The organism is Chromobacterium sp. FG89, from assembly GCF_057808735.1.
Genome location: NZ_JBMDIQ010000002.1, coordinates 245,211 through 267,794, shown reverse-complemented (window position 1 = coordinate 267,794; position 22,584 = coordinate 245,211). Strand labels below are relative to the sequence as shown.

The 22,584-nt window shown below is 64.6% G+C and carries 28 protein-coding genes; 17 read left to right on the top strand and 11 right to left on the bottom strand.

The window, feature by feature from the left end:
• Positions 1–71 precede the first annotated feature (71 nt).
• Together ACODRW_RS03205 and ACODRW_RS03200 are read left to right on the top strand one after the other, a co-directional pair.
• Positions 72–1,616 (top strand): sensor histidine kinase, encoded by a 1,545-nt coding sequence (locus ACODRW_RS03205; protein WP_488905154.1) that lies wholly within the window; start codon positions 72–74, stop codon positions 1,614–1,616.
• Positions 1,613–3,211 carry a DUF3369 domain-containing protein gene (locus tag ACODRW_RS03200; protein WP_107798236.1) on the top strand — a complete coding sequence of 533 codons (1,599 nt, stop codon included), beginning with the start codon at positions 1,613–1,615 and terminating at the stop codon, positions 3,209–3,211. The genes ACODRW_RS03205 and ACODRW_RS03200 overlap by 4 nt, the downstream gene beginning before the upstream one ends.
• 108 nt (positions 3,212–3,319) lie before the next feature.
• Here the strand turns inward: ACODRW_RS03200 and trhA are convergent, their stop codons facing one another.
• The 7 genes from trhA to ACODRW_RS03165 all read right to left on the bottom strand — a co-directional run bounded on the left by trhA (position 3,320) and on the right by ACODRW_RS03165 (position 7,843).
• Complete coding sequence (gene trhA / locus ACODRW_RS03195) at positions 3,320–3,937, bottom strand: PAQR family membrane homeostasis protein TrhA (protein WP_019100472.1); 618 nt, start codon at positions 3,935–3,937, stop codon at positions 3,320–3,322.
• A gap of 179 nt (positions 3,938–4,116) precedes the next feature.
• Positions 4,117–4,773, bottom strand: a complete 657-nt coding sequence (gene adk, locus ACODRW_RS03190; RefSeq protein WP_107798235.1) for an adenylate kinase — start codon at positions 4,771–4,773, stop codon at positions 4,117–4,119.
• Between the two features lie 70 nt (positions 4,774–4,843).
• Positions 4,844–5,617 carry a 3-deoxy-manno-octulosonate cytidylyltransferase gene (kdsB, locus tag ACODRW_RS03185; protein ID WP_486636578.1) on the bottom strand — a complete coding sequence of 258 codons (774 nt, stop codon included), beginning with the start codon at positions 5,615–5,617 and terminating at the stop codon, positions 4,844–4,846.
• Positions 5,614–5,796, bottom strand: a complete 183-nt coding sequence (locus ACODRW_RS03180) for a Trm112 family protein (RefSeq protein ID WP_048408720.1) — start codon at positions 5,794–5,796, stop codon at positions 5,614–5,616. Before ACODRW_RS03180 ends, kdsB begins: the two co-directional genes overlap by 4 nt.
• Entirely contained in the window at positions 5,786–6,808 is a 1,023-nt protein-coding gene (lpxK, locus tag ACODRW_RS03175) for a tetraacyldisaccharide 4'-kinase (RefSeq protein WP_488905153.1), read from the bottom strand. The genes ACODRW_RS03180 and lpxK overlap by 11 nt, the downstream gene beginning before the upstream one ends.
• A gap of 4 nt (positions 6,809–6,812) precedes the next feature.
• Positions 6,813–7,226, bottom strand: a complete 414-nt coding sequence (locus tag ACODRW_RS03170) for an ExbD/TolR family protein (protein ID WP_107798232.1) — start codon at positions 7,224–7,226, stop codon at positions 6,813–6,815.
• Positions 7,227–7,228: 2 nt separating this feature from the next.
• On the bottom strand, positions 7,229–7,843 hold the full coding sequence (locus ACODRW_RS03165) for a MotA/TolQ/ExbB proton channel family protein (RefSeq protein WP_107798231.1): 615 nt from the start codon (positions 7,841–7,843) through the stop codon (positions 7,229–7,231).
• Between ACODRW_RS03165 and ACODRW_RS03160 the strand changes: the two genes are divergently transcribed.
• The gene (locus ACODRW_RS03160) at positions 7,830–8,141 is read left to right on the top strand and encodes a hypothetical protein (RefSeq protein WP_488905152.1); all 312 of its coding nucleotides are present in this window, start codon (positions 7,830–7,832) and stop codon (positions 8,139–8,141) included. The genes ACODRW_RS03165 and ACODRW_RS03160 overlap by 14 nt on opposite strands.
• Before the next feature lie 89 nt (positions 8,142–8,230).
• Here the strand turns inward: ACODRW_RS03160 and ACODRW_RS03155 are convergent, their stop codons facing one another.
• The 3 genes from ACODRW_RS03155 to ACODRW_RS03145 are packed head-to-tail and all read right to left on the bottom strand — an operon-like array spanning position 8,231 to position 10,696.
• A complete protein-coding gene (locus ACODRW_RS03155) occupies positions 8,231–8,920 on the bottom strand; it encodes a histidinol-phosphatase (protein ID WP_488905151.1) in 690 nt (229 codons plus the stop codon).
• Positions 8,917–9,591: a DnaA regulatory inactivator Hda gene (hda, locus tag ACODRW_RS03150; protein WP_043591991.1), complete on the bottom strand. Its 675-nt coding sequence runs from the start codon at positions 9,589–9,591 to the stop codon at positions 8,917–8,919. The genes ACODRW_RS03155 and hda overlap by 4 nt, the downstream gene beginning before the upstream one ends.
• Positions 9,592–9,601: 10 nt before the next feature.
• On the bottom strand, positions 9,602–10,696 hold the full coding sequence (locus ACODRW_RS03145) for an AI-2E family transporter (RefSeq protein WP_488905150.1): 1,095 nt from the start codon (positions 10,694–10,696) through the stop codon (positions 9,602–9,604).
• 86 nt (positions 10,697–10,782) lie between these two features.
• Here ACODRW_RS03145 and purM point away from each other — a divergent pair, with 86 nt between their 5' ends.
• The 11 genes from purM to ACODRW_RS03090 all read left to right on the top strand — a co-directional run bounded on the left by purM (position 10,783) and on the right by ACODRW_RS03090 (position 20,490).
• Entirely contained in the window at positions 10,783–11,820 is a 1,038-nt protein-coding gene (gene purM / locus ACODRW_RS03140) for a phosphoribosylformylglycinamidine cyclo-ligase (protein WP_488905149.1), read from the top strand.
• Positions 11,789–12,016, top strand: coding sequence for a hypothetical protein (locus tag ACODRW_RS03135; RefSeq protein WP_146176566.1), 228 nt, complete (start codon positions 11,789–11,791; stop codon positions 12,014–12,016). Before purM ends, ACODRW_RS03135 begins: the two co-directional genes overlap by 32 nt.
• Positions 12,013–12,642 carry a phosphoribosylglycinamide formyltransferase gene (gene purN, locus ACODRW_RS03130; protein ID WP_107798226.1) on the top strand — a complete coding sequence of 210 codons (630 nt, stop codon included), beginning with the start codon at positions 12,013–12,015 and terminating at the stop codon, positions 12,640–12,642. Before ACODRW_RS03135 ends, purN begins: the two co-directional genes overlap by 4 nt.
• A gap of 4 nt (positions 12,643–12,646) precedes the next feature.
• Positions 12,647–13,816: a DUF3108 domain-containing protein gene (locus tag ACODRW_RS03125; protein WP_488905148.1), complete on the top strand. Its 1,170-nt coding sequence runs from the start codon at positions 12,647–12,649 to the stop codon at positions 13,814–13,816.
• On the top strand, positions 13,812–15,062 hold the full coding sequence (locus ACODRW_RS03120) for an RsmB/NOP family class I SAM-dependent RNA methyltransferase (RefSeq protein WP_370445212.1): 1,251 nt from the start codon (positions 13,812–13,814) through the stop codon (positions 15,060–15,062). The genes ACODRW_RS03125 and ACODRW_RS03120 overlap by 5 nt, the downstream gene beginning before the upstream one ends.
• Before the next feature lie 111 nt (positions 15,063–15,173).
• A complete protein-coding gene (locus ACODRW_RS03115; protein ID WP_107798223.1) occupies positions 15,174–16,556 on the top strand; it encodes a chloride channel protein in 1,383 nt (460 codons plus the stop codon).
• Between the two features lie 79 nt (positions 16,557–16,635).
• Positions 16,636–16,947, top strand: a complete 312-nt coding sequence (grxD, locus tag ACODRW_RS03110; protein ID WP_107798222.1) for a Grx4 family monothiol glutaredoxin — start codon at positions 16,636–16,638, stop codon at positions 16,945–16,947.
• 124 nt (positions 16,948–17,071) lie between these two features.
• Positions 17,072–17,884 carry an EAL domain-containing protein gene (locus ACODRW_RS03105; RefSeq protein ID WP_107798221.1) on the top strand — a complete coding sequence of 271 codons (813 nt, stop codon included), beginning with the start codon at positions 17,072–17,074 and terminating at the stop codon, positions 17,882–17,884.
• Positions 17,885–18,021: 137 nt separating this feature from the next.
• The gene (upp, locus tag ACODRW_RS03100; RefSeq protein WP_227107045.1) at positions 18,022–18,654 is read left to right on the top strand and encodes a uracil phosphoribosyltransferase; all 633 of its coding nucleotides are present in this window, start codon (positions 18,022–18,024) and stop codon (positions 18,652–18,654) included.
• 74 nt (positions 18,655–18,728) lie between these two features.
• The gene (locus ACODRW_RS03095) at positions 18,729–19,241 is read left to right on the top strand and encodes a GNAT family N-acetyltransferase (RefSeq protein WP_488905147.1); all 513 of its coding nucleotides are present in this window, start codon (positions 18,729–18,731) and stop codon (positions 19,239–19,241) included.
• Between the two features lie 4 nt (positions 19,242–19,245).
• Positions 19,246–20,490, top strand: coding sequence for a uracil-xanthine permease family protein (locus ACODRW_RS03090; protein WP_253313838.1), 1,245 nt, complete (start codon positions 19,246–19,248; stop codon positions 20,488–20,490).
• Positions 20,491–20,691: 201 nt separating this feature from the next.
• Here ACODRW_RS03090 and ACODRW_RS03085 read toward each other — a convergent pair whose 3' ends face one another.
• Complete coding sequence (locus ACODRW_RS03085) at positions 20,692–21,591, bottom strand: LysR family transcriptional regulator (RefSeq protein ID WP_227107041.1); 900 nt, start codon at positions 21,589–21,591, stop codon at positions 20,692–20,694.
• A gap of 194 nt (positions 21,592–21,785) precedes the next feature.
• On the opposite strand from ACODRW_RS03085, the gene ACODRW_RS03080 reads away from it, so the two are divergent.
• The 3 genes from ACODRW_RS03080 (at position 21,786) to ACODRW_RS03070 (ending at position 22,494) form a co-directional block, all read left to right on the top strand.
• The gene (locus ACODRW_RS03080) at positions 21,786–21,953 is read left to right on the top strand and encodes a hypothetical protein (RefSeq protein WP_199225799.1); all 168 of its coding nucleotides are present in this window, start codon (positions 21,786–21,788) and stop codon (positions 21,951–21,953) included.
• 32 nt (positions 21,954–21,985) lie between these two features.
• Positions 21,986–22,156, top strand: coding sequence for a hypothetical protein (locus tag ACODRW_RS03075; RefSeq protein ID WP_199225798.1), 171 nt, complete (start codon positions 21,986–21,988; stop codon positions 22,154–22,156).
• A gap of 152 nt (positions 22,157–22,308) precedes the next feature.
• The gene (locus ACODRW_RS03070) at positions 22,309–22,494 is read left to right on the top strand and encodes a hypothetical protein (RefSeq protein WP_227107036.1); all 186 of its coding nucleotides are present in this window, start codon (positions 22,309–22,311) and stop codon (positions 22,492–22,494) included.
• Positions 22,495–22,584 lie beyond the last annotated feature (90 nt).

Genomic DNA, 22,584 nt, shown 5'->3' with positions numbered 1-22,584 from the left:
GCGCATCCGGATTTGGTATTCGCGCCAGAACTGCCTAGGATTCAGTGTGGGCACTTGGAACTGTGAACATAATGAAAAGCATAAAAACCAAATTGATGTTCTGGTTGATGGCCTGGATCACCGCCATTCTGGGGACGACGGGCCTGTTTTCCTATTTGCACAACCAGGAACGCAATGAGGCCGATTACCAATCCCAACGCGCCGCGGTCAAAGCCCGCCTGGCGATGTCGCTGCCGCACAGCGTCTGGCAGCTGGACGATGAAAACGTCAGGCTGACGCTGGACAGCGAGCTGAGCTGGCCGTCCATCATCGCCATCAGCGTCAAGGGGGAATCCGGGCTCAGCCTGGGCCGCAACCATGACAGCGACGGCAGCATCCGCGACATGCCGCCGTCGGAGGAGCCGCGTTCCGACGACATGCTCAACATTCCCATCGTCTACCAGGGCAAGGAGCACTTGGGCAACGCCACCGTCTATCTGTCGCGCCAGGCGCTGGCCAAGCATCAGCGCGACCAGTTGATCGAACTGTCCGCCCAGATCCTGCTGCTGGACGTGATGATCTTCATGATCATGTCCTTCAATCTGCAACGCTTCCTGTTCCAGCCGCTGGCGCGGCTGCAGCAGGCCTTGAACACCGCCATCCGCGCGCCGGACGCCAGCGGCGCCCAAGTCACCCACGTCGCCGACGACGAGATCGGCGGCATCGTCAACGGCTTCAACCGCATCGTGGCCCGCACCGCCGGCGATCTGGCCAAGCGCACCGAGGCCGAAGCGGTGGCCCGCGCCGAGCGCGACCGCGCGGAAGAAGCTTACCGCCAGTTGATGGAAGCGCAGCAAACCCTGGTGGAAACCGAGAAGATGGCCTCGCTGGGCAGCCTGGTGGCCGGCGTCGCCCACGAGATCAACACCCCGGTGGGCATCACCCTGACCACCGCCTCCCACCTGGGCACCGCCACCAGCCACATCATAGAAAAGGTGGACGGCGGCACCGTCAAGAAAAGCGACTTCCAGGCTTATCTGGACACCGCCAAGGAATGCAGCGATCTGATCCTGTCCAACGCCGAGCGCGCGGCCAACCTGATCCACAGCTTCAAGCAGGTCGCGGTGGATCAGACCAGCGAGGCGCGGCGCAGCTTCCAGTTGCAGGATTATCTGAACGAGGTGATCACCAGCCTGAAGCCGCGCTTCAAGCACGCCAACACCACCATCAGCGTGCAGTGCGAGGAAGACATCCTGCTGGACAGCTATCCGGGCTCCTTCGCCCAGGTGGTCACCAATCTGATGGTCAACTCCCTGGTGCACGGCTTTGAAAACCGCAGCAGCGGCAAAATCCTGATCGAGGCCAGGCGCAACAATCCGCATTACATCACGCTGACGCTCAGCGACGACGGCAAGGGCATTCCGCCGGAAAACCTGAGCCGCGTGTTCGACCCCTTCTTCACCACCCGCCGCGGCAGCGGCGGCAGCGGTCTTGGGCTCAACATCGTCTACAACATCGTACGGCAACGCCTGGGCGGGTCGATCGAGGTGCACAGCGAAGTGAACAAAGGCACCACCTTCACCATCACCATGCCCTGCTCCGCCCCGGTCAATCAGAGCAAGGAGAACATAGCATGAGCGACATCACCAACCAGGAAGACGACTGGCTGCTGGACGATGATGACGCTCCGTCTGCGTCCTCCCCAGCCTCCGCCGCCGGCGACGGCCGCCACCCGTGGAAAATCCTGATCGTCGACGATGAAAAGGACGTGCACACCGCCACCCGCATCGCGCTGCGCAACATCCGCTACAAAGAGCGGCCGCTGGAACTGCTCAGCGCCCACTCCGGCAAGGAAGCCTACGAAGTGGTGCGCCAGCACCCGGACATCGCGCTGATCATGCTGGACGTGGTGATGGAGAGCGAGGACGCCGGCCTGAAGCTGGTGCACCAGATCCGCCAGGACCTGAAGAACGGCCTGGTGCGCATCGTGCTGCGCACCGGCCAGCCTGGACAGGCGCCGGAGCAGGAAGTCATCCTCAACTACGATATCAACGACTACAAGACCAAGACCGAGCTGACGGTGCAAAAGCTGTTCACCACCATCATCTCCTCGCTGCGCGCCTACGAAAACCTGCTGTCGCTGGAGAAGAACCGCCAAGGCCTGTCCAAGATCCTGGAAAGCGCGTCCGACCTGTACCAGCTGTATTCGCTGCGCGAGTTCGCCTCCGGCGTGCTGCGCCAGATCAGCGCGCTGCTGGACATCGGCAGCGACGGCATCCTCTGCGTGCGCAACGACAGCAGCAACGGCCGGCCGGAACTGGAAATCCTGGCCGCCTCCGGCAATTACGAACCGCTGGGGCAAAGCGGCGACCTGAGTCCCTTCCCCGAGCTGGAGCAGGTGATCCTGCGCTCCTTCGCCGAGAAGCGCAGCATCTACCAACACCCTTACGACGTGCTCTACATCACCTCGCGCAACGGCCGCGAGTTCATCATCCACTTCACCCCGCAATGGCCGCTGGAAGAAGTGGAACGCGATCTGCTCGACGTGTTCTGCCAACGCATTTCCGCCGCTTACGACAATCTCTACCTCTACAGCCAGCTGCGCAGCGCGCAGGAGGCCACGGTGGTGGCGCTGGCGGATCTGGCGGAATTCCGCGACACCGACACCGGCAATCACGTGCTGCGCGTGCAGCGGCTGACCGACGCCATCGCCGGGCAGATGCGGGACAACGGCGCTTATCCGGAACTGATGGGCAAGGAATTCATGGACATGGTGGGCATGGCCAGCATCCTGCACGATGTCGGCAAGGTGGGCACGCCGGACCACATCCTGTTCAAACCGGGCAAGCTGGACCCGGACGAGCGGGTGATCATGGAGCAGCACGCCACCATAGGCGCGCAGATTCTGGCCAGATCGGCCAGCATGGTGGAGGGGATGAGTTATCTGTCCCTGGGCTCGGAAATCGCCGGCGGCCACCACGAGCACTTCGACGGCAACGGCTACCCCAGGAAACAGAAAGCGCACGAAATCCCGCTGTCGGCGCGCATCGTCGCGGTGGTGGACGTATTCGATGCCCTGCTCAACAAACGGCCCTACAAGGAGCCGTGGACGCTACACGACACCATGGAATACATTTCCGGCCGCTCCGGCAGCCAGTTCGATCCCGAAGTGGTGCGCGCGCTGGAAACCCTGGTCAAGGAGCGCCGGCTGCAGGACTTGCCGGACGCCTGAGCGAGCGCCAGCGTCCACGCCGCGATAAAACAGGGCGAAAGCAGCGTTTGCGCTGGTTTCGCCCTTCTTCTTCGTCCCGCCGCGGCGCGGAGGACTTCAAGCCTCGGCTCAGGCCACGTAGAACAAGACGCTGACAAACTGGCAGACGCTGCCGCCCAGCACGAACAAATGCCAGATGCCGTGGCCGTGGCGGATTTTCTCGTCGTTGAGAAACCAATAGATGCCGACGCTGTACAGAATCCCGCCCAAGGCCAGCCAGAACAGGCCGCCGCTGGGCAAGGACTCGATCAAGGGCGGCAAGGCCACCAGCACCAGCCAGCCCATCACCACGTAAAGAATCATCGACAGCAAGCGGGTGCGCCGCCCCAGGGTCAGTTCCTGGATGATGCCGAACACGGCCAGGCCCCAGCTGACGCCGAACAGGCTCCAGCCCCAGGCGCCGCGCAAAGTCACCAACGCGAACGGCGTGTAGCTGCCGGCGATCAGCAGATAGATCGCCGAATGGTCGCACTTCTGCAGCACCGCCTTGGCGCGGCCGCGGAAGCTGTGATACAGCGTGGAAATCAGATACAAGGCCACCAGCGTGGCACCGTACAGGCTGAAGCTGACCACCTTCCAGGGGTCGCCCTCGCGCGCGGCCATGGTCACCAGCACCACCAGGCCGGTAATGGCCAGCAAAGTGCCGATCAAATGGGAAATCCCGTTGAAACGTTCCCCGTGATACATAGGTATTATCCTTGCGCCGGCATCGCGCCGGCTTGACGCACAAAAACTTTTGGAGCCGCTCACGGGCTTCGGGTTCAATTGTCCGCCTGTTGCCGCCGCCGCGCCAGCCCTTTCTCTACACGTCAAAAGAAAAGCGGGCCAGGGCCCGCTTGTCTTCTTGGAGAACCCGGAACAGGTTCTCAGGCGCCCAGCGCCTTCAGCACCTCGTCACGCACCACTTCCACCGCGCGGGTGCCGTCGATCTTGACGTATTTCGGCGCCTTGGCGTCGCCGCTGGCGGCGCGCTCGCCGTAGAAGCCCACCAGCACCGCGGTCTGTTCGTGGTAAACCGACAAACGCTTCTTCACGGTTTCTTCGCGGTCGTCGTCGCGCTGGACCAGCTCTTCGCCGGTCACATCGTCCTTGCCGGCCACTTTCGGCGGATTGAAGCTGATGTGGTAGGTGCGGCCGGAGGCCATATGCACGCGGCGGCCGGCCATGCGCTCGACGATGGCCGCGTCCGGCACGTCGATCTCCACCACGTAATCGATGTCCACGCCGGCGGCGATCATCGCCTCGGCTTGCGGAATGGTGCGCGGGAAGCCGTCGAACAGGAAACCGTTGGCGCAATCCGCGTCGGCGATGCGCTCCTTGACCAGGCCGATGATGATGTCGTCGCGCACCAGGCCGCCGGCGTCCATGATCGCCTTGGCTTCCAGGCCCAGCGGCGTGCCGGCCTTGACCGCGGCGCGCAGCATGTCGCCGGTGGAGATTTGCGGGATGCCGAATTTTTCCTTGATGAAATTGGCCTGGGTGCCTTTGCCGGCGCCAGGCGCCCCCAACAGGATCAGTCGCATGAAGATCGCTCCGTCAATTTGAATAAGATGATTTGATATCGAAATCCGGGCCGCGCCGACGCGGCCCGGCTTATGAGTTCCGTCCGGCGCCCAGCAAACGGCGCACCCGCTCCAGGTCCTCCGGCGTATCCACGCCGGCCGGCGGCGCGGACTCGACCACCGCCACCTTGATGGCGAAGCCGTGCCACAACACCCGCAACTGCTCCAGCGCTTCGAAACGCTCCAGCGGCGCCGGTTCCAAACGGTTATAGGTCTTCAGAAAACCCGCCTGATAGGCGTACATGCCGATATGCCGCAGCACCGGTAGGTCCGCGGGCAGCGCGCTCGCATCCTGTGCGAAGGCGTCGCGGGCATAGGGAATCGGCGCGCGGCTGAAATACAATGCGCGGCCGGCGTGGTCCAGCACCGTCTTGACCACATTGGGATTGAACATGTCGGCGGCGTCGCGGAACGGATGCGCCAGCGTCGCCACCGGCGCGTCGCCGGCGGCCAGGAGCGCCGCCAGCTGATCGATCAGCGCCGGATCGATCAGCGGCTCGTCGCCCTGGACATTGACCACGATCTCATCGTCGGCCAGGTTCAAGGCCTGCGCCACTTCGGCCAGCCGGTCCGTGCCGCTGGCGTGGTCGGCGCGCGTCATCAACGCCTCGACGCCGTGAGCGCGACAAGCGTCCAGCACATCGGCGTGGTCGGTGGCCACGATCACCCGCGTCGCGCCGCTCTTGGCCGCCTGCTCGGCGACCCGCGCCACCATGGGCTTGCCGGCGAGATCGGCCAGCGGCTTGCCCGGCAAGCGGCTGGACGCCAGACGCGCCGGGATCACCACGCAAAAGCCGCGGCTCATTTTATTTCTTCTTCCGGCGCCAGCTCGCGGGCTTCGGCTTCCAGCATCATCGGGATGCCGTCCTTGATCGGGTAAGCCAGTCGGTCGCCCTTGCAGACCAGTTCCTGCTTGGCCTTGTCGAAAACCAGCGGGCCCTTGCACAGCGGGCACACCAGAATATCCAGGAATTTAGCGTCCATGTTTTATCTTCAGTCGATCCAGAATCCAAGCGCTCAGATCAGGCTCCAACTCCGCCTGAACCGGCAAAACCCATAGTCTAGCACGCTGCGCTGCATCATGAATCACCCGCCGCAGCTTGACCGCGTCCTTGCTGGTGACGATCACCGCGTCCATGTCAGCCGGCAGGTCCGCCGCGGCGAATTGATGATGGTCGGGCCAGGCCAGGCAAAGCTCAGGCCGCAGGCCCAAGCCGGCCAGCGTGTCGAAGAAGCGCTGCGGGTGGCCGATGCCGGCCATCGCCGCCAGCCTCAGCCCGGCGAAATCCGCCGCCGCCCGCGTCTCCTCGGGCCGGTCCAGCCGCTGCAGCGCGGCCGGACGCAAACGCATGGCAAAACGCCGCGGCCCGGCCGGCAAGGCCAGGCCGGCGGCGTCCCCGCCATTGATCACCACCGCGCCGACGGAGCGCAGCCTAGACCACGGCTCGCGCAGCGGACCGGCCGGCAGCAGCCGCCCGTTGCCGCCGCCGCGCGCACCGTCCAGCACCACGATCTCCAGATCGCGGCTTAAGCGGTAATGCTGCAGACCGTCGTCGGTCAGTATCAATTCCAAATCGGGATGCAGCGCCAGCAGATGACGGCCGGCAGCGACCCGGTCTCGCCCCACCACCACCGGCGCGCCGGCGGCGGCCAGCAAGAGCGGCTCGTCGCCCACTTCTTCCGGTGAGCTGTCCGGCCGCACCAGCGTGGGCTGGCGGTGGCTGCCGCCGTAACCGCGGCTGATCACCCCCGCCTTGACGCCGCCTTGTTGCAAATCACGCAACAGGGCCAGGGTCAGCGGCGTCTTGCCGACGCCGCCCACATTGATGTTGCCGATCACCGCCACCGGCGCGGCCAGGCGCTCCGCGCGCAGCCAGCCGCGGCGGTAAGCCAGCCGCCTGACCGCCGCCGACAGGGCAAACAGCCCTTCCAGCGGAGCCAGAAGGGCCGTCAGCCACCAGCGCGGCCGATACCATTGCCGTTCTATCCAATGCATGCGGCTATTGCGAACGGGTGGCGAAAGTCAGCTGGTTCAGACCGGCCTCGCGCGCCGCCTCCATCACCGTCACCACCGATTGGTGGGTGGCTTTGGCGTCGGCGTTGACGATAACGATCACATCGCTCTTGCCCGCGGCGTCGTCCTTCAGCTTGCTCAACAGCGCCGCCTTGTCGCCGGCGGCCAACTTGGCCTCGCCCACCGCCATTTCGCCGTTGGCGGCCACCGCCACGGTGATTTCCGACGACTTGGTCTTGGCCTGCTCGCCCTGGGCGGCCGGCAGATTGATCTTGAGTTCGGCGAACTTGGAATAAGTGGTGGTGACCATCAGGAAGATCAGGATCACCAGCAGCACGTCGATCAGGGGAATGAAGTTGATCTCGGGCTCTTCGCGGCTGCGGCCTCGGCGGAAATTCATGCTCAACCCCCGTTTTTACGCTCGCCGTGCAGCACTTCCACCAGCTTGACCGCTTGGGACTCCATCTCCACCAGCAGACCGTCCACCTTGGAGCGGAAATGGCGATAGAACATCATGCTGGGAATGGCGACGATCAGGCCGAAGGCGGTGTTGTACAGCGCGATGGAAATGCCGTGCGCCAATGCTTGCGGGTTGTTGCCCGCCGGCGACTGCGAACCGAAGATCTCGATCATGCCGATCACCGTGCCCAGCAGGCCCAGCAAGGGCGCCATCGCGGCGATGGTGCCCAGCGTGGTCAGCAAGCGCTCCAGTTGATGCGCCACCACGCGGCCCTCGTCCTCGATCGCTTCCTTCATCACTTCGCGATTGCCGCCGACATTGCGCAGGCCGGCGCAGAACAGGCGGCCCAGCGGCGAATGCTCCTGCAGCTTGCGCAACAGCTCCTCGCTGGCGCCGGCGCGGCGGTACTCCTGCAAAGCCTGCCCCAGCAGGCCCTCCGGCGCCACGCTGCTCTTCCTCAGGCTGAACAGGCGTTCAAAGATAATCGCCAGCGACACGACCGAGGCGGCGATGATGGTCCAGATCGGCCAGCCGGCCGCTTCAATGATTGACCACACGAGGAGGTTCTCCGAAAAACGATTGCAAACGCTGAACTTTAGCGGCATCCATGCCGGTTCAGCAACCGGCTCCGCTGCGCGCCGCCGCCGCCGCGCCCTCAAACAGGCGCTTAGCGGCGAAAACTACGCAGAGTTGTCAACAAAGCCGTCTAAACCCATCTTTTATAAAGGCTTTCGAATGCCGGCCCCATTTCATCGGCGCCGCTCGAAACTCAAGCCGGCGAAAGCCGCGCCAGGCAAGGCTTTCAACCCAGACTATCAAGATCCGCGCCATGATTGGAGGCTGCCGCTTTTTTAACCTTTGCCAGCAAAAGCCAAGCCCTGGCAAGCGATCCACACAGTTATCCACAAGGTTATTCAGCCGCCGCTGTGGATAATTGCCGCGCCTCAATCGCGCAGCGAAATCACCCGCCAGCCCTCTTGCTCGGCGTGGGCGCGCAGGGTGTCGTCCGGGTCCACCGCCACTGGATGATCCACCAGCTTCAGCAAGGGCAGGTCATTGTGCGAATCGCTGTAGAAAAAGCTCTGACCGTAGCTGTCCATGCTCAGGCCGCGCTCGTCCAGCCACTGCTGCAAACGGGTGATCTTGCCCTGCTGAAAGCTGGGCACGCCGCTGACGCGGCCGGTGAAGCGGCCCTGCTCGTCTTCCTCCAGCTCGATGGCGATCAGATGCTCCACGCCCAGCTCGCGGGCGATAGGCCCGGTAATAAAGCGGTTGGTGGCGGTGATGATGATGATCTCGTCGCCCTGGGCCGCATGCGCGGCCAGCAATTCGCGCGCCTTGCGGGTGATGATGGGCTTGATGTGCTGTTCCAGGTAGTCGGCGTGCAAGGCGTCCAGTTCGGCGCGGCTGAAACGCTTCAAGGGCTCCAGCGCGAACACCAGGTATTCGTGGATGTCCAGCGTGCCCTGCTGATACTGCCGGTAGAAATAATTGTTGCGCTCGTCGTAATGCGCCTGCTCCAGAATGCCGCGATGGATCAGGAAGCGCGGCCATTCGAAATCGGAATCGCCGGCGATCAGGGTGTGGTCTAGGTCGAACAGCGCCAGATTGCGCAATGCAGAAGTGTCGGTCATGGTTCCGGGCTTGCGGTTTGCAAAACGTTTTTCACCAGCGGCACGGTGATCGGCCGCCTCATGGCCAGAGAATAGCGGTCCAATATGTCAATCATGCCGATCAGGCTGGACAGGTCGCGCCGCCAATGGGTCAGCAGGTAGCGGTAGACATCGTCCGGAATCGACAGCTGGCGGCTGGCGGCGTGGCTGCGCAAGGCGGCCAGCTTGTCCTCGTCCGACAGCGCCTTGACTTCGAACACCAGGCCCCAGCCCAGGCGGGTGCGCAGATCGTCGCGCACCGCCAAGGCCATCGGCGGCTGGCGGCCGGCCATCAACAGCCGCGACTCCCCGCTCTCTTTCAGCGAGTTGTAGAAGGAAAACAGAGTGATCTGGTCGTCCGGCGCCAGGTCGTCGACATGGTCGACGGCGATGAAGCTGGCTTCGCGCGCGAAGTCCGGCAGATGCTCGGTCTTGCCGTCCAGATAGATGGAGGCGCGCCCCAGCCGCTCGGCGTGGGCGATCCAGGCCTGCAACAGATGCGTCTTGCCGCAGCCGGGCTCGCCCCACAGATAGATGAAGCGCTCGCCGGCCTCGGCCGTCAGCGCGGTAATCACCTCGCGGTTGCGTTCGGCCAGGAAATTGTCGAAGGCCGGCAAGGGGGTGGGCGTCAAATCAAGTATTAACTGGTCCAAGTGAAGGCGATCAAACTAGGTTTTGATGTCTATTCCTGATTTTACGCTGATAAAAGCGTGTGTTGAAATAAGCGCGCGCCAGAAAGCGGCAGATCACCAAGGTGGCGGCCGCCATCGGCAAGGCCAGCAGCAGGCCGGCGAAGCCCAATAACTGCCCGAAGGCGAGCAGGGAAAAGATCACCGCCACCGGCGACAGGCCGATGCGCTCGCCCACCAGCCAAGGCGTGATCAGCAGGCTTTCCAGCAATTGTCCGGCGCCGAACACGCCCAGCACCAGCAGCACCTCGCCGGCGGAATCGAACTGCAGCGCGGCGGCCAGGCCCGCCAGCGCGAAACCGAGAAAAGTGCCCAGATAGGGAATGAACACCAGCAGGCCGGCCACCACGCCGATGGCGATGCCGGACTCCAGGCCCAGCAAGGCCAGGCTGGACGCGAAGATCACCGCCATGATCAGCATCACCGACAGCTGGCCGCGCAGAAATTCGCCCAGCACCCTATCCAGCTCCCGCGCCAGGGCCGCCACCTCGTCCGCCCAGCGCCGCGGCACCAGCGTGGCCAGCGTCGCCGCCATCCGCGGCCCGTCCTGCAGGAAATAAAACAGCAGCACCGGCAGCAACAAGAGATTGAACAACAGGCCGGCCAGCATGACGCCGCTCTGGGTGGCGCGCAGGGCCACCGCCGACAGCGCGCTCTTCAAGGCGCCGGCGTTGGCGGCCAGCACCCGCTTCCAGCCGGCGGCGTCCAGCTCCAGCTGGATGGCGAACTCGGCGCGCAGCCAGGGCAGCACCCGGCCCTGGGTGAAGTCCACCAAGACCGGCAGGCGGTCGATCAGGCCCTGGGTCTGCTTGAACAGCATGGGCGCCACCACCAGCAGCAAGGCAAAGGTGGCGGCCATGCCGGCCAGCGTCACCAAGCCGGCGGCCAACGGCCGCGGCAGGCCTTTGCCGGCCAGGTAGCGCATCGCGGGATTGAGCACATAGGCCAGCACCGCGGCCACCGCGAACGGCGTCAGCGCGGCCGCCAACTGCTGCAACAGCCAGCCGGCGAACAGCAGGGCTGTTGCGCCGATGACCCAGGGAATCAGACGGTTTTGGGAGCGTTTCATCGCGACTTCAGTTAAAATGTGCTGCTTTCGCGTCGGCGAAAGCTTGATGTAAAAATACTTCAAGATTTGCAGAAAGCGAGTTTACCTTGAACACCACTTCCCTCAGTTACCGTGATGCCGGCGTCGACATTGATGCCGGCGACGCGCTGGTCGAGAACATCAAGCCTTATGCCAAGCGCACCATGCGCCCGGAGGTGATCGGCGGCATCGGCGGTTTCGGCGCACTGGTGGAGATTTCCAAGAAATACAAGGAGCCGGTGCTGGTTTCCGGCACCGACGGCGTCGGCACCAAGCTGAAACTGGCCTTCGACTGGAATCGTCACGATACCGTGGGCATCGACCTGGTGGCAATGAGCGTCAACGACATCCTGGTGCAAGGGGCGGAACCGCTGTTCTTCCTCGACTATTTCGCCTGCGGCAAACTGGACGTGCCCCAAGCCACCGACGTGATCAAAGGCATCGCCGCCGGTTGCGAACAGGCCGGCTGCGCGCTGATCGGCGGCGAGACCGCGGAAATGCCCGGCATGTACCCGACCGGCGAATACGATCTGGCGGGCTTCGCCGTCGGCGTAGTGGAGAAGAGCGCCGTGATCAGCGGCCGCGACATCGCCCCGGGCGACGTGGTGCTGGGCCTGAAATCCAACGGCGTGCACTCCAACGGCTACTCGCTGGTGCGCAAGATCATCGACCGCGCCCAGCCGGACCTGGACGCGCCGTTCGAGGACGGCCGCAGCCTGCGCGACGCCGTCATCGCCCCCACCCGCATCTATGTGAAGCCTCTGCTCAAGCTGATGCAGGCGCTGCCGGTCAAAGGCATGGCCCACATCACCGGCGGCGGCATCACCGAGAACACGCCGCGCGTGCTGCCGGAACATGTCGTCGCCCAGATCGACGCCGCGGCCTGGCCGCAGCCCAAACTGTTCCAGTGGCTGCAACAGGAAGGCAAGGTCGATAGCCAGGAAATGTACCGGACCTTCAACTGCGGCATCGGCATGGTGGTGATCGTGGCGGCGGAACAGGCGGAACAGGCCATCGCCCTGCTGCAGGCCGAAGGCGAGACCGCATACCGGATCGGCGCGGTGCGCGCCCGCAATGGAGACGAACATCAAACTCAGATCGCCTAAAGCGCTGCGTTGGATGCTACTGGCGCCGCTGGCCCTGCTGGCGGCGTTTGTCATTTATCGCGAGGCCGCCATCCTGGCCGACCTCGATCGCTGCCTGGACTTGGGCGGCGGCTGGCACGAACAAGAGTTGCGCTGCATCACCGATGCCGCCGACTGGGAACACTATCTGGCAAAGTCTCCGTCGATTCCATCATGAAGAATATCGTCATCCTGATTTCAGGCCGCGGCTCCAATATGCAGGCCATCGTCGACGCCAAGATCGCCGGCGCGCGCATCGCCGCGGTGATCTCCAACCGACCCGACGCCGCCGGCCTCGCCTGGGCGGCCGAGCGCGGCATCGCCACCGCGGCGCTGGACCATAAAGCCTTCGCCAGCCGCGAAGACTTCGACGCCGCGCTGGCGCAGCTGATAGACGGCCACCAGCCGGACCTGGTGGTGCTGGCCGGCTTCATGCGCATTCTCAGCGCCGGCTTCACCCGCCGCTACGAAGGCCGCATGCTGAACGTGCACCCCTCGCTGCTGCCGGCCTTCACCGGCCTCAACACCCACCAGCGCGCGCTGGAAATGGGCTGCAAGGTGGCCGGCTGCACCGTGCACTTCGTCACCGCCGAGCTGGACCACGGCCCCATCGTCGCCCAGGGCGTGGTGGAAGTGCTGGACGGCGACAGCGCCGACACGCTGGCCGAACGCGTGCTGCAACTGGAACACCAACTCTACCCGGCCGCAGTGCGCCGCTTCGTCGCCGGCGAGCTGAACATCGTCGCCGGCAAGATCGCCAGCCGCGCCGCGCTTGCCGGCAGCCTGATGGCGCCCGCGCCCTGAACCCATGAAAAGCCGTCGCCTGATCCTGCTGGCCCTGGCCCTGTCGCTCGCCCTGCATCTGGGCGTGCTGGGCTCCGGCCTGCTGCCGGAAGCGGCTTTGGAACTGCCGCCGGATCAGGACTTGCGCAGCATCAGCATCAAGATGCAGGCGCTGGACGCCGATGAGCCGGCGGCCAAGCCGGAGCCGCAAGGCGCGGTGGCCCAATTGCGGCCGGCCGCGCCCAAACCGGCGCCGGCCAAGCCCAAGCCCGCCGCCCAAAAGGCGGAAGCCTCGGCGCCGCAGGCGGCGTCGGAGCCGATGGCCGCCCAGGCGCGGCCAAGCAAGGACAGCAGCGCGCCGCTGGCGGAGGCCAAGTCCGATGCCTCCATGCCCAGTGTGGAGGAAAAGCTCGCTTCGTCGGCGCCGGTCGCGGACAATATGGCGGCGAACGACAAGGACGAGGCCAGCGCGCCGGCGGCCGAAACCGCCGCAGCGGACGACGGCTACCTCCACCCCAAGAGCAAGTTGCGCGGCTTTCCGCGCCAGGCCACACTGGGCTACCAAGTGTTCTGGGGTTCGGTCATGGCCGGCACCGGCACGCTGGAATGGAGCCGCGGCAACGGCGGCTATCGCCTAGACATCAGCGCCACCCCCTTCATCGGCCCGAAGCTGCGCTATCTTTCCGAGGGCGGCTTCCAGCTAAAAAACGGGTTGCGGCCGGACAGCCTGCAGGCCTGGCGCGGCGAGCAAGCCAAAGAGTCCGCGCATTTCGACTACAATGCGGGTCAGCTGCGCTACGGCGACCAAGGCGACAAGCTGCTGGACCTGAAGCCCGGCGCGCAGGACGTATTCAGCCTGGCTTTCCAGCTGGGGCTGAAAGGCGGCGAACTGGGACCGGAAGCGATCCAGATCACCACCGGCAAAAAAGTGTACGAGTACCCGATGCGCCCCAGCGGCGAAGCCGTTTACGACACCGGCGCGGGCAAGATCCGGGTCATCGTGTTCCGCGCCCAGGGCGACGGCGACATTAATGAATTCTGGCTGGCGCCGGAATTCTCCAATCTGCCGGTGCGCATCAAGCGCATCGACAAGGATAAGCGGATCGACCTCAGAGCCGTCCGCATCGACGTGAACGGCGCGCCGCAATGGAAGCTGCCGCCGCAACCCACGAGAAAACACAAGAATGACTATTAATCACCATCAACTGAAACATATCGAAACCGTCATCGGCCAGATGATCCGCTTCGACCGCCCGGCCGACGCGGTGCTGTCGGCCTATTTCCGCGAACACAGCAAACTGGGCGCCAACGACCGCCACATCATCGCCGAAACCGCCTTCGGCGCGCTGCGCCGCCTCTTGCAGCTGCGCGCGCTGATCGCGCCGGACAAGGCCACCCCGCGCCGGCTGGCCCTGGTGGCCCTGCTGAAAATACACAGACTCAACGTCAAGGAGCTGGGCGACGCCGCCAGCGCCGGCGAAAAGGAATGGCTGGGCCAGATCAAGGGCAAGGCGCTGCCGGCCAGCCTGGAAGTGGACGCCGAACTGCCGCAATGGGTGATAGAGCGCCTGGGCGAACAGACGCCGGAACAGGTGATCGCGCTGGGCAAGGGCCTGGCCGAAGGCGCGCCGCTGGATCTGCGCGTCAACACCATGAAGATGAAGCGCGACGAATTGCTGGGCCGGCTGCAGGCCGACGGCCTCGAGTGCGAAGCCACGCCCTACTCTCCGCTGGGCATCCGTCTCAAAACCAAGCCCTCGCTGGCCAAGCACGAGCTGTTCAAGGCCGGCGTGTTCGAGGTGCAGGACGAAGGCAGCCAGCTGCTGGGCCTGATCACCGGCGCGCGCCGCGGTGAAATGGTCGTCGACTTCTGCGCCGGCGCCGGCGGCAAGACCTTGCTGCTGGGCGCGCAGATGGCTTCCAGCGGCCGCTTGTACGCCTTCGACGTTTCGGAAAAGCGCTTGGCCAAGCTGAAACCACGCCAGGCGCGTTCCGGCCTGTCCAACGTCCACCCGCAGCTGCTGGCCTCGGAGAACGACACCAAGGTCAAGCGCCTGGCCGGCAAGGCCGACCGCGTGCTGGTGGACGCGCCCTGCTCCGGCCTGGGCACGCTGCGCCGCAATCCGGACCTGAAATTCCGCCAGAGCCCGGAGAGCGTGGCCGAGCTGAACGCCAAACAGGCGTCCATCCTGGCCTCCGCCGCCCGCCTGGTACGCGCCGGCGGCCGCCTGGTCTACGCCACCTGCAGCCTGTTGCCGCAGGAGAATCAGGACATCGTCGCCGCCTTCCTGGCCGATCACCCCGAGTTCAAGCTGGTGAAAATGGACGAGGTGCTGGCGGAGCAGAAGATCTCGCTGCAAATGGGCGATTATCTGGAACTGAAACCGCAGTTGCACAATACCGACGGCTTCTTCGCCGCGGTGCTGGAAAAAAACGCCTGAGCATGCTCAAACCCCGGCCCTTGATGCGGCCGGGGTTTGTCATTCCGGGCAATACGCCTTACCATTGAATATTAGAAAAATCTCACATATTCATTCGCAAAGGCCGGCTCCATGCCAGACACCCCCACTGCCAGACAAGTCCGCAGCCGCGTCCAGCGCCGCCTGCGTTACCTCTACTTGTCCGCAGTCCTGTGGCGCCGCCACATCCCGATCTGGACCGCCGCCATTCTGATTGGCCTGATGGCCAGCGTCTTCGCCAACGGCAGCCATCTGTCGCACGCCATCTTCACCCGCATCTACGACAACTCGCCGTACTGGAGCCTGCTGATCACTCCGGCCGGCCTCGCCCTGGCCATCTGGCTGATGCGCCATTACTTTCCCGGCTCCGCCGGCGGCGGCATCCCGCAGTCCATCGCCGCGCTGGAAGGCGGCATGCAGGCGCTGCGCGAGCGCATCCTGACCATACGCGCCGCCATCGGCAAAATGCTGCTAACCCTGATCGGCATCAGCTCCGGCGCCACCTTCGGCTATGAAGGCCCCATCGTGCAGGTGGGCGCGGCCATCAAATACTCGCTGAACCGCCACGCGGCGCTGCGCCACGAGGGCGCGGCGCGCAGCTTCATCCTGGCCGGCGGCGCCGCCGGCGTGGCCGCCGCCTTCAACGCGCCGCTGGCCGGCATCGTGTTCGCCATCGAGGAAATGGGCCGCACCTTCGATTTGCGCGCCAGCTCCACCATCCTGCTGTCCGTGATCGTCTCCGGCCTGACCGCCACCGCCATCCTCGGCAATTACAGCTACTTCGGCATGGTGTCGGTGAATATGGAACTGGAGCAGTCCTGGCTGGCCATCCCGGTCTGCGGCATCATCGGCGGCCTGCTCGGCGGCGTCTGCTGCCGCATCATGCTGGCGCTGACCCAGCGCCTGCCCGGCCCGCTGCACGGCTGGCGGCTGCAAAAACCGGTGCTGTTCGCCGCCGGCTGCGGTCTGGCGCTGGCGGTGATCGGCATCGCCAGCGACGGCGTCACCTTCGGCACCGGCTATTTCCGCGCCCGCGAAATCATCGAGGGCAGCGGCGCCGGCATGCAGGGCTACGGCCTGCTCAAACTGCTCAGCATGTTCATCAGCTTCATCAGCGCGGTGCCCGGCGGCATGTTCGCGCCGTCGCTGGCGGTGGGCGCCGGTTTCGGCCTGAACATGGCCAATCTGCTGCCCTTCCTGCCGCAGACCCTGATCGTGCTCTTGGGCATGGTGGGCTTCTTCGCCGGCATGACCCGCGCGCCGATGACCGGCTTCATCATCGTGATGGAGATGACCGACTCCTCGGCGATGATCATCCCCTTGATGGCCACCGCGCTGCTGGCGTCCAATGTGTCGCGGCTGATTACCCGCCGCGCGCTCTACGACGGCCAGGTGCACATCTTTCTGCGGCAATGGCACGCCGCGCAGGCGGCGCCCGCTGCGAAGCAAATTGACCCGCGGGCGGCCGAAAAGTAAAATAACCCATTGAAACGCTCGGGTATTTCGCCGCAGGCGGCCCCGCAGCCACATTGACGATCCAAGCAAGGACCACTGAATGAGCGCGCAACAAACCATCCAGCAAACCGTGACCGACAACCCGGTAGTGCTGTTCATGAAGGGCTCGGCCCAATTCCCGCAATGCGGCTTCTCCTCCCGCGCGGTGCAAATCCTCAAGGCCTGTGGCCTTGAACAGTTCGCGACCGTGGACGTGCTGCAAGACGCCGACATCCGCCAGGGCATCAAGGACTTCTCCAACTGGCCGACCATTCCGCAGCTCTACGTCAAAGGCGAGTTCGTCGGCGGCTCCGACATCATGTATGAAATGTTCCAAAACGGTGAATTGCAAGAGCTGCTGAAAGACCTGTAAGCTCCTCTCCCAGGTCCCGGCCATGGCCGGGACCTTTGTTTTTGAAGCGGAATTTAGCGTTTCGAAAACACTCGCCATGTCATACAATCAGGGTGACATCCGCTTGCCCGACCCAAATCGCCCCATGCCGACACATCAGGAAACCAAAGCCGCCCTCAGCCCCGCCAGCGCCATGCCCATCGAAGAGATCTGGCGCGCCTTGGTCAACGATCAGCTCATTCCCTGGTTTCAGCCGATAGTCGAAATCTCCAGCCGCAAAGTGATCGCCGCCGAGGCGCTGGCGCGCTGGCAGCACCCGGCGCTTGGCGTGCTGTCCCCGGTCAGCTTCGTGCCGGCAATGGAAGAGCGCGGCATGATTCGCGAACTCACTGAACTGATCCTGGAAAAATCGCTGTACGCCTGCAGCGACTGGCAGGAGCGCGGCCACGACATTCCGGTCACCATCAACCTGACCTCGATGTCGCTGGACGATGAAAGCCTGTGCGAGCAATTGCTGCAGAAAGTGCGCATCCTGGGCCTGGAGCCGGCCAAGCTGACGCTGGAATTCTCCGAATCCACGCTGCGCCAGCACTGGCAGAAGGCCGACGCGCAGCTGTCCCAGTTGCGCGCCGCCGGCTTCGGCATCGGCATAGACGAGTTCGGCATCGGCGTCACCCTGACCGATAAGCTGTTGATCAGCCATTTCAGCCTGCTGAAAGTGGACCGCGCCTTCGTGCAGGGCGTCAGCTCCAATCAGCATCTGCAAGCCATCCTGCGCGAAGACATCGGCCTGGCCAAGGCCTCCGGCCTCACCACGGTGGCCATAGGCGTGGAGGACAGCGCCGACTTGGCCACGCTGGCCGAGCTGGGCTGCGACGCGGTGCAAGGCTATATCTGCAGCCCGCCGCGGGCCGCCGCCGAATTCTTGCAGTGGATTTCGGAATGGGAAAAGGGGTAAAATACCGCCCCATACCAAATACCCCGCACCGGCAGCCCGAGATCACCGAAGGCTGCTGGCTTCATAATTAATACCAAGAGCTGCTTTTGGCGCGCCCGCGCCGAAAGCAGCTCTTTGCCAAGGTATGGGAACGTCTCATGAACATCACCGTCGTCCAGCATCCGCTGGTGCAACACAAGCTCGGCCTGCTGCGCGAAGCCGACACCAGCACCATGAAATTCCGTCAGCTGACCCAAGAGCTGGCGCGCCTGCTCGCCTATGAAGCCACCCGCGACTTCGAACTGGAAAGCGTCACCATAGACGGCTGGTGCGGCAAGATCGACGTCCAGCAGATCAAGGGCAAGAAGGTCACCGTGGTGCCCATCCTGCGCGCCGGCATCGGCATGCTGGACGGCGTGCTGGACCTGGTGCCCTCGGCCAAGATCAGCGTGGTCGGCCTGGCCCGCAACGAAGAAACGCTGGAACCGGTGTCCTATTTCGAGAAGTTCGTCGGCAATCTGGACGAGCGCATCGCCATCATCATCGACCCGATGCTGGCCACCGGCGGCTCCCTAGTCGCCACCATAGACCTGCTCAAGCGCAATGGCTGCAGACAGATCAAGGCCGTGGTGATGGTGGCCGCGCCCGAAGGCGTGAAGATCGTCAACGACGCCCACCCGGACGTGCAGATCTACGCCGCCTCGCTCGACAGCCACCTGAACGAGCACGGCTACATCATCCCCGGCCTGGGCGACGCCGGCGACAAGATCTTCGGCACCAAGCAAGCCTGATCATGAGCCCGTCCAGCGCCGCTGCTCCCACTCCGGAAGCGGCGCTTTTTTGCGCGCCCAGCCCGGCCCCAAGCATGAAAATACGTCCCGCTGCCGCAAGCGACCTCGCGGCGATCTGCCGCCTGGCCGACGAGATCAACCTGCAGCACCATCGCGCGCTGCCGCACATCTTCGCCGCCAACGGCGCCGCCGACCGCGACCGCGCGTTCTGGGCCGGCCTGCTGGACGCGCCCGGCGGCGCGCTGCTGCTGGCTGAATCCGGCGGAGAGGCCAGCGCTTTCATCGCCCTGTCCCTGCTGGAACTCACCCTGCCCTTCCTGCGGCCGCGCCGCATCTGCCGCGTCACCACCCTGGTGGTGACGGCGGCTGAGCGCGGGCAAGGCCAAGGCAGCGCGCTGCTGGCGGCGGCCGAAGACTGGGCGCGGCGGCATTCGGCCGACGAGATCCGCCTGGAGGTGAAGGACTTCAATCAGGCCGCGCTGAATTTCTACCTGCGTCGCGGCCTGGAACCGCAGTCGCGCATTCTGGGCAAGCGGCTGGACCAGGCCCCCGCCCCCCATTCAGACCAAGACGAGCCAAAAGGTTAAAACCATGTTCCAACAACTCAAGCTGGCCGTGTCCGGCGCCCAGATCCTGTTCGTCGCCTTCGGCGCGCTGGTGCTGGTGCCGCTGCTGACCGGCCTCAATCCGGCGATGGCGCTGCTGGGCGCCGGCGTCGGCACCCTGCTGTTCCAGCTGTACACCGGGCGCCAGGTGCCGATCTTCCTCGGCTCCTCCTTCGCCTTCATCGGCCCCATCATTTATTCCATGCACACCTGGGGCCAGGGCGCGACGCAGTTCGGCCTGTTCTGCGCCGGCTTCATGTACTTCCTGTTTTCCGCCGTGGTCCGCTGGCGCGGCATGGCCTTCGTCAACCGGCTGCTGCCCCCGGTGGTGATCGGCCCGGTGATCATGATCATCGGCCTGTCGGTGGCCTCCGCGGCCTCCGGCATGGCGATGGGCATCGCCGGCGGCAAGCAGGTGACGCCTTACGCGGTGTCCATGCTGCTGGCGGCGATCTCGCTGGCCACCACCGTCATCGTGTCCATCTACGCGCGCGGCCTGTTCAAGCTGGTGCCCATTCTGGCCGGCGTCATCGTCGGCTACATCGCCGCCGCCCTGCTCGGCGTGGTGGACTTCGCCAAGCTGGCCGCCGCGCCGTGGTTCGCGATGCCCGCCTTCCACAGCCCGGAAGTCAATTGGGCCGCCGCGCTGTTCATGCTGCCGGTGGCGATTGCGCCGGCCATCGAGCACATCGGCGGCGTGATGGCGATAGGCGGCGTCACCGGCAAGGACTACACCAAGTCGCCCGGTCTGCACCGCACCCTGTCCGGCGACGGCCTGGGCGTCTGCGTGGCCGGCCTGATCGGCGGCCCGCCGGTCACCACCTACGCCGAAGTCACCGGCGCGGTGATGATCACCCGCAACTTCAACCCGGTCACCATGACCTGGGCCGCGCTGTTCGCCATCGCCATGGCCTTCTTCGGCAAGTTCAACGCGCTGCTGCAGTCCATCCCGCTGCCGGTGATGGGCGGCATCATGGTGCTCTTGTTCGGCACCATCGCCTCCATCGGCCTGAAGACCCTGATCGAGGCCAAGGTGGACTTGATGGAACCGCGCAATCTGGTGATCATCTCGGTGGTGCTGACCTCCGGCATCGGCGGCCTCAGTCTGAAGCTGGGGGATTTCGAGCTGGCCGGCGTCGGCCTGTGCTCGCTGTTGGCCATCGTGCTGAACCTCTTGCTGCCCAAGCGCGCCGCCAGCCATGACGGCATCGTCGAGGGCCAGGACGTGTAAGAAGCTGTTTACGATCTGCTGCGCTTCATGAGGCGTGGCACGGCGAGTACGCCTTCGAAATGCTCATATACCACGTGTACATTCCGCTTTCTCAGCCGTTTTCGCCTTGTCTCGCCTTAGCTCGCGGGATCGTAAACACGCTCTAAGCACCCCCACGCAATTGAGCCTATCCGGCCGGCCTCCTCGCGGACGCCGGCTTTTTCACGGCCGCAGCTCGCCCGCCTCCACCGCCTGCTCCAGCCGCTGAATGAACCACTGCAAAGCCTTGCCCGGCTGCGCCTGCTTCCAGGCGAAACACATCTGGTGATCCGGGCTGTCTTCGGCCACCTCCTTGGCCACCAAGTCCCCGCTGGCCAGATAAGGCCCCACCATGGAGCGCGGCAGATAACCGCTGCCCAGGCCGGCCAGGATCACGTCCAGCTTGGCGCGGCTGCTGTGCACGGTCAGCACGTCCTGGCCGTCCAGCAAACCGCCGGTGCGCGGCTGCAAGCGCCGCGAGGTGTCGCCTATCGCCACCGCGCGGTGCTGGCGCAACACATGCGGCGGCAGCGGCTTATCCTCCGCCGCCAGCGGATGGCCGGCGGCCACCACCAAGACAAAATCGTAACTGCCTATGGTGCGAGTGAAATAATCCCCGGGCGGCGGCATATTGGGCGCGCCTATCACCAGATCGGCGCGGTCGTCGTACAGCGCGTCCCAGGTGCCGCCGAAAATCTCGCTGCGGAAAATCAGCCGCGTGGCCGAGGCCAGCTGATCGAATTCCGCGATCAAGGGAATCACCTGGGCGAAATCCACCAGGTCTCCGATCACGATGCGCAACTGGTGTTCCCAGCCCTGAGCCTGCTTGCTGACCCGCAGCTCCAGCTGACGCGCCGCGTCCAGCAGATGCCGGCCGTCCTTGAGTAGGCGCTCGCCGGCCGGCGTCAGCCGGGCGCGGTGGCCGCTGCGGTCGTAGATCTGCACGCCCAGACTCTGCTCCAGTTTCTGCACGGTATAGGTGACCGCGGACGGCACCCGGAACAGGGCGTCCGCGGCGGCGGCGAAGCTGCCGTGATTATCGATGGCGTCCAGCACCAGCAAAGCGTCGAGAGATAGTTTCATATTCAAATTTACTGATGGTTCAGTGCAAATCATTCCGCTATCTGCGGCGAAAAAACATCCTTAATATTCAGTCACTAAGTCGCACAGCCCGCCAGAGCAGGCTAAGCGACTCCTTAGCGGAGCGCCGGATCGATTCTAGCATTTTGAACATCCTCGCCGCCGCCAAGCCACTCAATCACACAAGGATTTTGACCATGTTGAAGCAAACTCTTATCGCCGCCCTGTCTCTGATCGTTCTGTCCGGCGCCGCCGCCGCCGGCGGCGAGGGCGCCGGCAACGCTCGTGAAATGCGCGAACGCATGCAAGCCCAGATCGACGCCAAGCAGGCCCAAACCCCGGCCCAGGCTCCGCAAGCCAAATAAGCGCCCGTCCCACACTTTACAAGGAATTCACCATGTTGAAACACAGCCTTATCGCAGCCCTGTCCCTGATCGTTCTGTCCGGCGCCGCCACGGCCGGCGGCGAAGGCGCCGGCAACGCCCGTGAAATGCGCGAACGCATGAACGCCCAGATCGCCGCCAAGCAAGCGCCGACAGCGCCTCAAACCAGCCAGGCCGGCCGGTAATCCGGCTTTGTAAACGCCGTCAAAACTCATTAGCACACGCTCACAATCGTTTACCGCACTGCGGCAAAGCCCGCCATAGAATGTCGACTCAAGCCCTGCCGCCGGACGCAGCAAGTCCGGCCCCGGCCAGATCGCAATGAAAGGAAACCATCATGAAAAAGACCGTACTCACCGCGCTGTCCCTGATCATTCTGTCCGGCGCCGCCATGGCCGGCGGCGAAGGCGCCAGCAACGCCCGTGAAATGCGCGAGCGCATGGAGGCCCAGATCGCCGCCAAGCAAACCGCCGCGCAGCCAAGCGCGGCAGCCGGCGCTCAGACCAGCCAATCCGCCAGCTAAGATGGCGAACCGCCCCCTCCCGCCCGCGCTCCGCGGCGGGAGGCCAGGCCCCGCGAAACGCGATTCACACTCGTTTGCAAATTGATCACC

Excerpts from the sequence above, each read along its gene's own strand:
- ACODRW_RS03080 (WP_199225799.1), top strand. The coding sequence starts at position 21,786 with ATGTTGAAGCAAACTCTTATCGCCGCCCTGTCTCTGATCGTTCTGTCC.
- ACODRW_RS03170 (WP_107798232.1), bottom strand. The coding sequence starts at position 7,226 with ATGAATTTCCGCCGAGGCCGCAGCCGCGAAGAGCCCGAGATCAACTTC.
- ACODRW_RS03200 (WP_107798236.1), top strand. The coding sequence starts at position 1,613 with ATGAGCGACATCACCAACCAGGAAGACGACTGGCTGCTGGACGATGAT.
- ACODRW_RS03085 (WP_227107041.1), bottom strand. The coding sequence starts at position 21,591 with ATGAAACTATCTCTCGACGCTTTGCTGGTGCTGGACGCCATCGATAAT.
- ACODRW_RS03145 (WP_488905150.1), bottom strand. The coding sequence starts at position 10,696 with ATGAAACGCTCCCAAAACCGTCTGATTCCCTGGGTCATCGGCGCAACA.
- ACODRW_RS03125 (WP_488905148.1), top strand. The coding sequence starts at position 12,647 with ATGAAAAGCCGTCGCCTGATCCTGCTGGCCCTGGCCCTGTCGCTCGCC.
- ACODRW_RS03090 (WP_253313838.1), top strand. The coding sequence starts at position 19,246 with ATGTTCCAACAACTCAAGCTGGCCGTGTCCGGCGCCCAGATCCTGTTC.
- grxD (WP_107798222.1), top strand. The coding sequence starts at position 16,636 with ATGAGCGCGCAACAAACCATCCAGCAAACCGTGACCGACAACCCGGTA.
- purN (WP_107798226.1), top strand. The coding sequence starts at position 12,013 with ATGAAGAATATCGTCATCCTGATTTCAGGCCGCGGCTCCAATATGCAG.
- upp (WP_227107045.1), top strand. The coding sequence starts at position 18,022 with ATGAACATCACCGTCGTCCAGCATCCGCTGGTGCAACACAAGCTCGGC.
- ACODRW_RS03075 (WP_199225798.1), top strand. The coding sequence starts at position 21,986 with ATGTTGAAACACAGCCTTATCGCAGCCCTGTCCCTGATCGTTCTGTCC.
- ACODRW_RS03160 (WP_488905152.1), top strand. The coding sequence starts at position 7,830 with ATGATTGACCACACGAGGAGGTTCTCCGAAAAACGATTGCAAACGCTG.
- ACODRW_RS03155 (WP_488905151.1), bottom strand. The coding sequence starts at position 8,920 with ATGACCGACACTTCTGCATTGCGCAATCTGGCGCTGTTCGACCTAGAC.
- ACODRW_RS03115 (WP_107798223.1), top strand. The coding sequence starts at position 15,174 with ATGCCAGACACCCCCACTGCCAGACAAGTCCGCAGCCGCGTCCAGCGC.
- ACODRW_RS03070 (WP_227107036.1), top strand. The coding sequence starts at position 22,309 with ATGAAAAAGACCGTACTCACCGCGCTGTCCCTGATCATTCTGTCCGGC.
- ACODRW_RS03205 (WP_488905154.1), top strand. The coding sequence starts at position 72 with ATGAAAAGCATAAAAACCAAATTGATGTTCTGGTTGATGGCCTGGATC.
- ACODRW_RS03135 (WP_146176566.1), top strand. The coding sequence starts at position 11,789 with ATGGAGACGAACATCAAACTCAGATCGCCTAAAGCGCTGCGTTGGATG.
- lpxK (WP_488905153.1), bottom strand. The coding sequence starts at position 6,808 with ATGCATTGGATAGAACGGCAATGGTATCGGCCGCGCTGGTGGCTGACG.
- trhA (WP_019100472.1), bottom strand. The coding sequence starts at position 3,937 with ATGTATCACGGGGAACGTTTCAACGGGATTTCCCATTTGATCGGCACT.
- ACODRW_RS03105 (WP_107798221.1), top strand. The coding sequence starts at position 17,072 with ATGCCGACACATCAGGAAACCAAAGCCGCCCTCAGCCCCGCCAGCGCC.
- ACODRW_RS03180 (WP_048408720.1), bottom strand. The coding sequence starts at position 5,796 with ATGGACGCTAAATTCCTGGATATTCTGGTGTGCCCGCTGTGCAAGGGC.
- ACODRW_RS03095 (WP_488905147.1), top strand. The coding sequence starts at position 18,729 with ATGAAAATACGTCCCGCTGCCGCAAGCGACCTCGCGGCGATCTGCCGC.
- kdsB (WP_486636578.1), bottom strand. The coding sequence starts at position 5,617 with ATGAGCCGCGGCTTTTGCGTGGTGATCCCGGCGCGTCTGGCGTCCAGC.
- adk (WP_107798235.1), bottom strand. The coding sequence starts at position 4,773 with ATGCGACTGATCCTGTTGGGGGCGCCTGGCGCCGGCAAAGGCACCCAG.